Annotated in this window: 11 protein-coding genes; all 11 read right to left on the bottom strand. The window is 35.0% G+C overall.

The window, feature by feature from the left end; genetic code table 11:
- Positions 1–159: 159 nt before the first annotated feature.
- Positions 160–1224, bottom strand: a complete 1065-nt coding sequence (gene uxuA, locus AC3RV6_RS05390; RefSeq protein WP_489748435.1) for a mannonate dehydratase — start codon at positions 1222–1224, stop codon at positions 160–162.
- Positions 1221–1856, bottom strand: a complete 636-nt coding sequence (locus tag AC3RV6_RS05385) for a bifunctional 2-keto-4-hydroxyglutarate aldolase/2-keto-3-deoxy-6-phosphogluconate aldolase (protein ID WP_489748434.1) — start codon at positions 1854–1856, stop codon at positions 1221–1223. Before AC3RV6_RS05385 ends, uxuA begins: the two co-directional genes overlap by 4 nt.
- Before the next feature lie 37 nt (positions 1857–1893).
- Complete coding sequence (locus AC3RV6_RS05380) at positions 1894–2850, bottom strand: sugar kinase (protein ID WP_489748433.1); 957 nt, start codon at positions 2848–2850, stop codon at positions 1894–1896.
- Between the two features lie 103 nt (positions 2851–2953).
- Positions 2954–3724 carry an SDR family oxidoreductase gene (locus tag AC3RV6_RS05375; protein ID WP_489748432.1) on the bottom strand — a complete coding sequence of 257 codons (771 nt, stop codon included), beginning with the start codon at positions 3722–3724 and terminating at the stop codon, positions 2954–2956.
- Between the two features lie 198 nt (positions 3725–3922).
- On the bottom strand, positions 3923–5032 hold the full coding sequence (locus tag AC3RV6_RS05370; RefSeq protein WP_489748431.1) for an ROK family transcriptional regulator: 1110 nt from the start codon (positions 5030–5032) through the stop codon (positions 3923–3925).
- A gap of 56 nt (positions 5033–5088) precedes the next feature.
- Entirely contained in the window at positions 5089–5841 is a 753-nt protein-coding gene (locus tag AC3RV6_RS05365) for a sugar isomerase domain-containing protein (RefSeq protein WP_489748430.1), read from the bottom strand.
- A gap of 20 nt (positions 5842–5861) precedes the next feature.
- Positions 5862–7010, bottom strand: coding sequence for an N-acetylglucosamine-6-phosphate deacetylase (locus AC3RV6_RS05360; protein ID WP_489748429.1), 1149 nt, complete (start codon positions 7008–7010; stop codon positions 5862–5864).
- Entirely contained in the window at positions 7000–7782 is a 783-nt protein-coding gene (locus AC3RV6_RS05355; RefSeq protein ID WP_489748428.1) for a glucosamine-6-phosphate deaminase, read from the bottom strand. The genes AC3RV6_RS05360 and AC3RV6_RS05355 overlap by 11 nt, the downstream gene beginning before the upstream one ends.
- Positions 7779–9041 carry a neutral/alkaline non-lysosomal ceramidase N-terminal domain-containing protein gene (locus tag AC3RV6_RS05350; RefSeq protein ID WP_489748427.1) on the bottom strand — a complete coding sequence of 421 codons (1263 nt, stop codon included), beginning with the start codon at positions 9039–9041 and terminating at the stop codon, positions 7779–7781. Before AC3RV6_RS05350 ends, AC3RV6_RS05355 begins: the two co-directional genes overlap by 4 nt.
- Before the next feature lie 4 nt (positions 9042–9045).
- Positions 9046–10296, bottom strand: a complete 1251-nt coding sequence (locus AC3RV6_RS05345; protein ID WP_489748426.1) for an AGE family epimerase/isomerase — start codon at positions 10294–10296, stop codon at positions 9046–9048.
- A gap of 27 nt (positions 10297–10323) precedes the next feature.
- Positions 10324–11826 carry a sodium:solute symporter family protein gene (locus AC3RV6_RS05340; protein WP_489748425.1) on the bottom strand — a complete coding sequence of 501 codons (1503 nt, stop codon included), beginning with the start codon at positions 11824–11826 and terminating at the stop codon, positions 10324–10326.
- Positions 11827–12954 lie beyond the last annotated feature (1128 nt).

Genomic DNA, 12954 nt, shown 5'->3' with positions numbered 1-12954 from the left:
TTATTAGTTTATATGAAGAAAGATGAACCTGATAGATATTTAGACAGATAATCCTTTTATACCAATTGTTAGCGAGCAATTCTAGAAACGATTAAAACTCCACTAAAGGTACAAATCAAATTTCAGCCTTATAGATAATCATAGCTTTGAATCCTTCCATCAACTCTTTGTTTTTTCGTATGCGTCCCATAGTCCTAGCAAGTACATAATCCCCAACGCACGATCATATAGTCCGTATCCCGGGCGACAAACCTCATTCCAAATATGCCGACCATGATCAGGTCTGACATAGCCATTATAGCTTTGTTTATGTAGCTCTTCTACGACACCTGCTATGTCAATGGAACCGTCTTGAGAGTAATGTGATGTTTCTACAAAGTCACCATTATCATAGATTCTCACATTACGTATGTGAGAGAAAGGAGAGCGAGAAGCGTATTTCTTTGCGATAAGAACCATATCATTAGAAGGATTTGCACCCATCGATCCTGTACACATCGTTATGCCATTCGACGGAGAATCAGAAATAGCAAAAAGTTTCTCATAGCTTTCAGCACTTGTCATTATACGTGGCAGTCCAAAAATGGACCAAGGCGGATCATCTGGATGAATCGCCATTTTAATTCCGCATGCTTCTGCAACTGGTATAATTTCTTCTAAAAATATTTTCAAGTTTTCCCAAAGCATCACTTCGTCTACTTGTTGATATGCTTTAAAAAGTTCTTTAATGTTCTTCATTTTTTCAGGTTCCCATCCAGGAAGTGTTAAATCCGAAGCTTCGCTCACCGTACGAACCAACTCTTCTGGATCCAACCCATCTACTTTCGCTTTTTCATAAAAGAGTGCTGTAGAACCATCTTCCATCGGATGAAACATCTCTGTTCGTGTCCAATCAAATATCGGCATAAAATTGTAGCAAATCACTTTTATACCAAATTCAGAAAGATTACGGATTGTCTCTTTATAATTTTCAATATATTTATAACGGTCTTCATTTCCGATTTTAATTGACTCGTGAACGTTAACACTCTCCACAACATCTGTATGAAATCCGAAGGAACGGATATAATCGACTTCTTCTTGAATTTCTTTTTTTTCCCATACTTCTCCAGCAGGTTTTTGATGCAGCGCCCAGACAATTCCTTTTGTTCCAGGAATCTGTTTTATTTGATCAAGTGTAACTGTGTCATTATCCCGTCCGTACCAACGAAATGTAATATTCATAACGTTACTCCTTCCTTAGTAATTTTATTCATATATTGTTTACTAATTTCTACTACAGCTTGATAACCACCAGATTCATATGCTTTATTCAAGTCGCTGCCAATTCCAACTGCTACCGCACCTGAAGCTAACCAATCATTCATGTTGTCAAGATTGATTCCTCCTGTCGGCATGATTTTCACAAGTGGAAGTGGCCCATTCAACGATTTGATAAATGAAGGTTCGAAGTTGTTAGCAGGAAAAAGTTTCAGTACGTCACATCCAGCTTCAAGCGCTTTTACCATTTCACTGATCGTCATACACCCTGGATAATACGGAATACTGTATCGATTACATGTACGGGCAACCTCTTCACTGAAATGTGGGCTAACGACAAACTTAGCCCCTGCAAGAATCGCATGTCGTGCCGTTTCTGAATCCAAAACAGTACCAGCACCCAATAAAACATCCAGATGTTCTAACGCTTCAAATACCTCCTGAATTTTAGGTGTTGTATAAGTTAATTCAATCGCTCGTATTCCACCTTCAATGGCAGCTTGGGATAACTGAATAGCTTGCTCTGCATCATTTCCTCTAATGACAGCAACTACTTTAGTATCAGCAATTTTTTTATGAGTCGTGTATTTCGACATTAATATAGTACCTCCCTTAACTAATTCTAATACGGTTTCATCTATCAATTACGGTTTCTTTTCGAATGAATGACAACACTTCTTCCAAGTATGGTAGACCTTCATTATCTCCAGAAACCGTTGTAACAAGAGCACCAACGCCATTTGCCAATTCCAATCTTTGTTCGGGTAAAAAACCATTTAAATAAGCGTATATGTATCCTGCATCGAATCCATCGCCTGCACCGACTGTATCGATAGGTGTAACTTTAAATGCCTCTTTTTCATACCATTTTCCATTTGTGAACAATCTTGAACCATTTGCACTGTCTTTAACTACGAACTGTTTTATTTGAAAACGTTCTGCACAATCCTCTAGCGCCTCGTTTGAAGAGTCTTCAAGAATCAGCTCAATTTCATCAAGACCAGTCAATAGAATGTCGACATATGGAAATACATCCATAAATGCTTTCCTCGCCTCTTCGATACGCCACATCTTCAACCGAAGATTCGGATCAAATGATACTGTTATTTTAAGCATCTTAGCAATATCAAGTACTCGTTTTACGATTTCCAAGTTTTGTGGATCTATTGATAAGTACACACCTGATAAGTGAATCACATCGATGCCAGCAAACATTTCACTAGTAATATCCTCAGGTTTCATCGTTAAGATAGGTGATTGATGGCGATAGTAGAAAGTCTTTCCTGAACCGTCTTCTTGAACTTCTTTGAAATTAAGCGAAGTAGGATAACCTTCCACCAAGTCGACATCCATCACATCGATTCCTTCTCCGCGCGCAAAATTATAAATAACGCGTCCAAATTCATCTTTCCCTAATCGGCTAACCCATTTTGACTTAAGGCCAAGTCTTGCGCACCCTATCGCAAAGTTTAACTCCGCGCCCCCCACTTTACGGGAAAAACCCGTCACAAATCGTAATGGTCCAGTTTCGGCTGGGTTTAACGTAATAAGTCCATCGCCAAGTGTTAAAACACTGTAATTTAATGACAACACAATTCCTCCTTTATTAAGGTCATATTGAATTTCAACAAACTACTAACTACCTAAACTGTTTTTATATTATATTCTAATAGTCATTGGTTACTACATAGTTTTAAATTGTCATACTACCAAATCCACCATCAACTCTAATTAGTGTTCCTGTTACAAAGCTCGATGCTTTTTCCGATGCTAGCCATACTGCTGTTCCAACTAACTCCTCTGGATTACCAAAACGATTCATAGGTGTATGACCCATTATCGAAGCAATTCTTTCTTCACTTAATATTTTACGATTTTGTTCTGCTGGAAAGAATCCTGGAATAATTGCATTTACACGAATTCCATGAGGTGCAAATTCACGCGCTAAAAATTGAGTCATATTATTCACACCGGCTTTTGAAACTGAATATGTAAATACTTTTGATAAAGGTGTTGTAGAAGAAACTGAAGAAATATTGATAATGCTACCTTTTCTTTCTTGTTCAATCATCCTCTTAGCAAACACTTGCGTCGTTAACACGATTCCTTTTAGATTCACATCCATAATATGATCCCATTCGTCTTCCTCTATTTCGAAAAAAGGTGTTGGACTGTTTGTACCAGGTGCATTTAAAAGAATATCCCAACCGCCAGACCATGCCTCAATTTCCTTAGCCACGTTTTCTAAAGACTCTTTAGAGATAACATCCGCCTGAAATGCCTTTGCAACTCCACCACTTTCTACTATTTCCAATGATACTTTTTTTGCTGTTTCTAGATTACGACCAATAACTGCAATTTTTGCACCTTGATTTGCCAACCCTTTAACAATTGATGAACCCAATATACTGTTTCCACCAATAGCCACTACTGTTTTTCCTGATAAATCAAATAATTTATTCATAATAAACCTCCAATATTTATTTAGTCTACTTTTTATCTTATTTAACTTTTAGGATGAACAAAATCGGGGAGTAAACACAGTAAGAAACTTGCTAAAAGGTGGGTAGTATTTTGCACTCACCTTTATTTTGATTATGTGTAATTAGTTAGTTGTTTGCTTGTTTCGTGCTTCGTACAATCGAAAAGAAAATGAAATATGTTAATTTAGCTTTTCATAATCTAATACCACTGCAATAGCCGCACCTAATGGCTGAGAATATGATTCTTCATTGAAGACGATTGTTGTCTTAGAATAAGGTATTTTTAAAGCCTTATTAGCTAAGTAACCGGATACCATTTGTTTAAAATCATTATTATTATTATAAGGACTATCGATTACAATATTTCCGGGATTAATAATATTAATTACACTAATTAATGATATACCCAAATATTCCCCATACTGCTTCATAAGTTCACTATAAGAATCATTAGTACTTACTAAGTTTTTTGTATTATTAACTTCCCATTCTTTAAATGCACTGTTATTTATCATTTTTTCAAGACACCCACTTTGTCCACAACTACAAATAGGTCCATTTATAGCTACAGAGATATGTCCAATTTCTCCAGATGTCCAACTATCACCATTCCATATGACTCCTTCTTTGATGAAGGCTCCACCTATTCCTTCACCGATACGTATATAAAAGAAGCTTCCAAGTTGTCCATAATACACTTCCTCTGTCGCGCAGAGAGAAGCCATTTTCACGTTGTTTTGAATTATAATGGTTATACCTATATTTTTATTTAACTTACTAAAAACATCAATATTTTTCCATTTTAGCTTTGTTGATTCGTAAACAATGCCCTCATCTGGATTAACAATACCTGGAATTCCGATACCGACACCAATTAGTCCATCATACTTTTTTATTGTATTTAATATTAATTTATTTATAATGGAAAAAAGTTCATCAAGATTTCGACCATCTACATCAAACTTTCCCGCTTCTAATTCAACAAAGTAATAATCAATAACTACATACTCTATAAACTTTTCTGAAATTGTAATCCCCAAAGTTTTAAATATATTAGGATTTATTTCTATTAAAATTTTTGGTCTTCCCGCTTTCTTAAAATCTTTTACTCCTGCCTCTTTGATAACACCATCTTTAATAAATTGTTCCACAATAATCGAAACTGTATTTTTACTAACACCTATCTGCTTAGCAATATCATTTCGGGAGCTCTGTCCAAATCTCCTAAGTATTGATAAGACCTTTTTTTGATTTTGTTCTCTTAATATTGCAGTCCCTTTAATCGACATGAAAACCCTCTTTTCTGATAACTTATATTAACTATATTGTATCAGAAGAAATATCCTCATAATTTCGAAACCTTATGTTTAAATAAATGAATGAACTTATTATTCCATTCATCTCCGCCCGTTGCATTACCACTTTTCCAAATAGGTGGTTGAATCCCATCATCAACTAGAAGTTCAATAGCCTTAATGACAATTGAATTTAAGATGAATGCATTTAAATACGTTGATACTGCGCCTACCGGCTGTCCCATTCCCGGAATAGAAACCACCGCATCACCAACCTCAACTTTAGAATCAATCGAATGATTTACAATATCATGTAAATTATATTTACTTGGATGGCGAGCCGGGTGTTCCAGTGGTGTGGAAGTAGCATGACTTATTGAGGATACTCCGATTGTGTAGACTCCTTGTTCTTTTGCATATAGGGCAGCTTCAATTGTTGCGGTATTAATACCGTACGCATTAATGATAAGCAGCAAATCTCCTTCTTTAATTCCAGAGTCCTCCATAACGATTCTTCCGTAGCCAGATGTTCTTTCAATAGCCATGGATCTTAATGCACCACTACTTAAAAGGGTTCCCTCGTCTAATATGGCATTTATGTGCATTAAACCTCCTGCTCGAAAGAAGATTTCTTGAGTCGCCAAATTAGAATGACCACCTGGACCGTATACGTAAACAAGTTGATCCTTCTTAATATGTTCAGCAATGACTTTAGCCGAAATTCTAATAGAATCTTTTTCAGTTCGAAGTATTTCCTCTAAATAAGAAGTAATTTTTTTATGGTATTCTAATATATATTCCATTTATTTTCACCCCTCGTTACTTAAACTAATTTTCCGGCTTTCATTGTCGCTAATACTGATATATAGCCACTTTCCTTTTTTAAATATAATAAATCTGCTGGTGCTCCTACCGTTAGGCCCAACTTTTGGGGTATATTCATAAATTCGGCGGGAAGTACAGTGGCTTTTTCAATAACCTTTCCAAACTCTGTTATGCCCAAAGAATTGAAGTGGTTTACACCAAACAAAATACTTTTAGCAGATCCCGCTAGTAATGATGGTGTGTCTTTTAAAGAGAGCCTCCCCGATTTCTCTAATACTACTTTTCCACCCACAGGCGTATCATATTCACCAGGCGATAACCCAGCTAAAGCCACACTATCACTTACTATCATCAGATTCTGTTTTTTTACTTTCTCAAAAACCTTTATCACCGAATCTGGTAGATGAAAACCGTCCGCAACCACTGTAGCCTTAAGATTATCTTCAGCTAATTGGTCCCATATATAGTTTGGGTGTCGTGGCAATATAGCATGGGCACCATTCCCTAAATGCGTTGACATAGTTGCTCCAGATAAAACCGCTTGTTGAATCTGCTCTGAGCTTGCAGCTGTATGCCCAATGGATACACGAATATTATGTTTAACTGCCTGCTTTATAAAATTTATTGACCCTTCCCACTCAGGCGATAGCGTAATAATTTTAATAAGCCCATTTACTGATTTATTTAATTCATAAAACTTCTCCCAATCTGGTTGTTGAATATGTTTGAGTGAATGTGCACCACGTGGTCCATCTTCTTTTGATAAAAACGGCCCTTCCAAGTGAATGCCCCCGACCATGGTTCTAGCTAATCTACTTTTATTTATCAATATATGAAGGTTACCAATTATCATTGATAAATTCTCAAATGAATTTGTAATAATTGTTGGATATACAGTTGTTACACCCTCATCAAGTAAATGCGTCAAAATGGTCTGTAATTGCGTTGCAGTTATCTCGTTATTGAAATCAATTCCCATAAATCCATTTACTTGTAAATCTACGAATCCTGGAGCTAGAATAGGTAAACTTTTGTCGTCATTATCGATTGGATTAACACTTTTAATAAATCCGTCCTGCACCTCAATTGATACAGGACTATTTTTTTTGTAATGAATTCCTTTAATAATAGAACTGTTAAATTTCATTTTCAACAGTTCCATAAGCATCACTATCCATATACAGGTATGCTTGAGTATGCGTTCTTAAGATTGATGAAGGGCAATTGACTGATATAGGACCTAATAATGTATCACGAACCGCTTTTGCCTTGGTAGGACCCGGCACAACACAGTACATATACGATGCAGAAAGTAGGGCTGAGATTGTTAAGGTGAGTGCATATTGAGGGACATCATTAAATTTTTCAAAGCACCCGTCATTAACTTGCTGTTGACGAGAGAAATTATCAAGTTCAACAACTTTCATTATTTCTGGATCACTAAAATCGGCAACTGGAGGATCATTAAAAGCAATATGCCCATTCTCTCCAATACCAAGACAAACAATATCAATTGGATGTTCTTTAATTAATGATGTATAACGATTGATTTCTTCCTTCGGTTGATTTGAGCTATTTATCAAATGAACTTCTTTAAAACAAACTTTATTAAATATTTCTTCTTGTAAATACTTTTGAAATAGTTGAGGGGCGTCTTCAGGTAGGCCCAAATATTCATCCATATTAAATGCGATAATTCTATCCCATTTAATTCGGGAATCATTAAGTAGATTAGTAATCATTTCTTTTTGAGATGGAGCAGCTGCAAAAATCATATTAATTACATCTTTTTTATTTTGAAGCTCTACTATTTTATTAGCAATTTCGGCCGCGGCGGCCTTTCCCATATCACTTCTATTCTTGTAAACAAAATAATTTAATAAATCCTGTTTTTTTTCTACTACTGGAATACTTTTCATTTCGTACCTCCTAATATTATATTTATTTCTTTTTTTAATGATTTCTCAATTGATTCTTCAAAAGGGGCGGGTAAACCAAAGTAGAAAATAAATTCTTCCCCTTCGTATCCACCCTCCATTATTTGTCTTGCTGTTGGAATATAGCCAACCATTCCATTACAATAACCTATTGATAAAACATGACTATTTTCACGTTTTATCTCTGCTCCATACTCTTGAACCATCTCACCATTAAAACACATAAAAATTAATTCATCTGCTATTTGGAAAAGAATTATCTCCAATTCACTTGCTCTTTTGTCCCCAAAAACTGAACCAACATGCTTATTCCACTCCTCTAACACATTCTCAGAAATGCCTATATCTTCGCTAATTAAATAGTTTCTTTTAAAAGGAAGTTCTACAGTTTTTGATCGTGCGAAGCAACGGCCGGATAAACTGAGTTCAGAAATATTGTTTTTTAAGCAATCTATAACGTGCTCATAAAAAGATTCTCCTATTTTCTCCATTTCTTCAAAGCCGCCCCTATAAAAAAGACCGTCTTTTATAAGTCTAGGGCGAATATCTCCACTCATGCCTTGCAAGAATCCAATGGTCGTATCTTCATATTCTTCTTGAAGCAACTTGCAAGCATACCCTGGATATTCCGAAGAAATCATATTTTCATCTGTACAAGTTGGATGACAAGCGTAATGTAGAAGCATTGCCTTTGTTCTACCTAGTTCCGTATCAAATGTAAGTACTGTTAAGTCATTATCGCAAGGGATTTTATCATTTGGTCTCATAGTTACATGACCATCTACTAATTTTCTACGATAAATTCCGAGTCTGCAAGAAGTGACACCTTTTTTTACAGAAACAACTTCTTTATTTGTAAATGCTTCTTTTATACTACACATTATTTTCTCATCAAGACTATTTACATACTCTTTTTCAACTTTACCCAGTGAAGGCGTGAATTCATCACTAATTTGTGGGCCACAATGTGTGTGGGTCGCGTGAAAACAAATTGATTCTTTCGGAATCAAAAATTCTTCATGAATCTTTCGCTTCCACTTGTTCACTAGTTTTCTATCCCACCAAATCACATCACCGATAATTAAAAGAATCAGATTCGTATCTCTCTCAAATAAATAGGTCTTAATAAAAATAGGTGAATGAATTTTAAATGTTTTTTCAGTTCGATGCGCAAAGCCAGCTAACTTGATTGGATTTATTGGCGTAATATCAATTTGACTTGTACCTAAAAGAAACGACATTTTTTTACTCCCCGTCTTTTACTAACTTTAGAATTAATATAAAGTTACGCATAATATGAAATGGATCTTTAACTGGCAAAGCAACCACCCTATCAATAGGGGCATTTTCACGATTTCGTATTTGGATCCATTCACCGATTACAAGGTCATCATTCGGGAATGTTTCAAATATATACAAAAACATTTTCTTATACCATTCTAAAAACACATCGTTTTTTGTAACTTTATACATAAGTAGTGTTGTATATAAGGATTCAGAGTGAGGCCACCATAACTTTGTATCCCAAGTTTCTTGAATCAAATTTTCATACGCACTTTTTCTTAGTTCTCCTTTTGGTTGACTACCATCTTCGTCTACAAAACGCAAAAGACCTCCGAACTCATTATCCCATCCTTTTTCTAGAGCAAATAAAGTTGCCTTACTTAACTTTCCAATGTTGCTTTGTCTATTTTCTTCTTCAAATAAAAATAAGTTGTGAACGTGGAACCATACTGATTCAATGGCATGACCTGGGTTTACATGCCTTTCTAGCAACGTAGTATTATTTTGTTTAGAAATAGGCTTCATTTCAATAACTTTCCCACTTGGTAAAAAGAAGTCATTAATAATCTTTTCACCAATGATTTTATTTTCCATGGAAATTTGTTCATATGATTTATTCTGAAAGGCTCGCGAGGTTTCTGCCATCTCCTGGGTAACATTTAATAAAATCATCCAAATTGAGTGAGATTCATACCCTTCTGGTACTGGGTATGGTTCTGATTTGTATTTGGATCCATTTACGCGTTCCATAACAGAATGATAAACTTTTAACGACTTTTCAAAGGCCTCCTCATTCATAAACACTTTGGCATACTTACTTAGGCCCAAGATTACGAAAGCATCCGCAAATAAACTAATGTCCATTTGGTTCTTTATTGGTCTTCCGTCATGTGTAACTGCATATAACACATGATAGTTCGGCAGAATTGTATAGTTCGTTAAAAATTTATACGTTTGGTCTGCAAATGTTTGCAATTTTTTTTTATTAATCTCTAAATTACCTCTTTCACTCAACTCATACATTTCAGAACATAACCACAAAAATCTACCCTGTGACCATGTATATTTTTCTTTGGATAGAAGTTTAGTTCCATCATTTGAAAAACAAGTATAGACCCCGCCGAATTCATGGTCAAAAGCCTTTTCCCAAAATGGCCAAAAGTTATTCTCAAGCTGTTCTTTATAAAAACTATAAATTTCTTTATTTTCCATACCTTGATCCTCTCAGTCTATTAAGTCTTAGTTTTCATTTTTCTTTGCTGCTAGTTCTACATCGCTTTTACTAAGGGATGCCAACAGATTTTCAACTTTTAATGGTACTGCATTATTTCTATTTAAGAAGCCCATACCGATGTAAATTAAACCAGAAGTGAATACGGGAGCACCTACTTGAACAAACAAAGGCCAATCCCCTATGAATTTCGTAATGACAAACATAATCAACCCGCCGATGATTGAACTAAAAGCTGCTTTTGAATCACTATGTTTGAAGATCGGCAACAAGCCAAGAACCATAGGGATTGATACGGGACCTACAAGCGCTGCAAACCAAGTAATTAGTAACCCAAGAACTCCACCGAAATTATCAGCATAGATTCCAATTACTAGTGTTGCTGTAGTAAATATAAATGTAGTAATTCTTGCAATTTTTAAAGAGTTTTTTTGATTAATATCTCTAAACTTTTTTGATATAACCGGTAATATATCTCTAGTGATAACAGCTGAAATCGTATTTGCGTCTGAAGATGTCATTGACATTGTAGCGGCAAATAGAGAAGCTAACACTAAACCGACTAAGCCAGCTGGTAATAGTTCTTGTGTTAACAAAGCATAGACTCTACTTGGGTCTTCTAAATTTGGTAATATCAGTGGAGCTGCCCACATCGGGAAAAATAAGATTAGCGGCCATAATAAATATAAAATACCTGATAAAATACCAGATTTTTTAGCATCACTTCCAGTTGGAGAAGCAATATATCTAGTTGCTAAATTCCATGTACCACCGTTATAACTCAGAAAAACAATAAATACAAATACAAATACATAAGCCATTGAGTACGGTTCATTAAAAGCTTGACTATTCGAAGGGGGTAACCTTTCCCATATTCCAGTAATTGATCCAACTCCACCTAGCTGTTTCAGAACAATTACGAACATTACGATTCCAGCAATTATTTGCACTATAAATTGAACAAAATCCGTCCAAATATCAGCCCATAACCCTCCTACTGTAATGTAGATAAGTGAAATTATCCCCGAGGCTAAGATTCCGTAAATAATAGGCATACCCGTAAATACATTAAGTAAAAGCCCCATAGCCGCCCATTTAGCACCAACATCAAATAACTTTAGGAGTACGCCACTCCACGCTATTAATTGTTGGGTTTGAATATTATAACGTAGCTTTAAATATTCCGTAGGTGATTCAATATTTAATATCGTTCGTAGTTTGGACCAGCGAGGCGCCATTGTATATGCACCAAATGTAACCGCTACAAAAATCGGCAATGCCCACCAGACATATAATGTGAAACCATGTGTATAAGCAATCCCGGCATATGCTACGAACACTGCTCCACTATAACCCGAGACATGATGTGAAATTCCTGATAACCACCACGGTATGTTTCCACCTGCTACAAAAAAATCTTTTGAGTCTTTCACTTTATTAAATGATGCAAATCCAATAATAATCATCAACAAGAAAAAACCAATCACTACAGCCCAGTCTAATCCACTCATCTTACATCCCCCTTTTTTTAATTAGTAATAGTGTATGACTAAATACAAGGTAACATATATTAAACTATATGTATACACACTATTTAAAATACTTAAAATAGTAAAAATAAGGTTATTCGAAGCTTAGACACTAGATTTGGTACAGTATTATTGATACTAGAAAAATAGTTAAACATGTTCTGATTCTTTATTCTCGATAGTTTTATATGGGCCTTTAATTTGAAGGGGCCACTGAAAAACTCCACCTAAAATTGGAGGCTGATTAAAAAACTGTTATTTTCCGTTCCAGACATCCGCGTTCGACTCCTATCAATGAAACTTGCTAAAAGTTTAGATATTAAAATATAGAATGATCCACTTTTTATTAAATTGAAATAGAGACCATTTTTTTATTGTATAAGTTAAGTCGAATTACTAGGTGATAAACCAATGATTTCAAATCAAGAAACCTTAACACTCAACCCATGTATTATATGGGCTGAGTGTTAAGGTTTCTTTGTGGTGTATAATTCAGTAAACTCCAAATACCAAATGTAAATTTATTTGATATACATATTTATAAAACAGTCTACATTGCACTGAAAAAATTGATTAAGAGTAAAACAATTATTGCGAATTCCAGAAATATAAAATAAAGGTTATAATCAAAAATGTCAGAAAAACTGTCAATCAGGTTGATGAGTCGATGAAAGATAAATCCCTTTCGAGAGCTACTTCTTACGAATTGAACTGGAAATAGATTATTGCAGTAAAATTATTGATTTAGTTAAAAAGATCCCATATCGTATGAGTTCGCATGGTTCAAGAAAAAATAAATTTGCTAAAAGAAATGGTAGAAAACTTTATTGACCTAATACCTTAATAAAAACCATAAACCACACGAAGTTTGCGCGCAATTAAATTATATTTGAGTTAAATAAAGATATGCCATCAATTTGAAAAAGATTATTACACTTACAAGAGAATAAAAGATAAAGTCTACTTTTTGTATACCAAGACTCCAAGAAAGTAATGTAATTTTTTTTCAGTAGTCTGCTTTACAGTGATACGTGTATTCTTCTAATGCGCACTTTATGGACAACAAAAAGAGTCGCTTTTTCCATTTGAGTTTCCTCGAATAGAAAAAGC

Source organism: Sporosarcina sp. So3-204, assembly GCF_058068165.1.
Note: the sequence above shows the minus strand (reverse complement) of the source record. Positions and strands in the feature narration are given on the sequence as shown.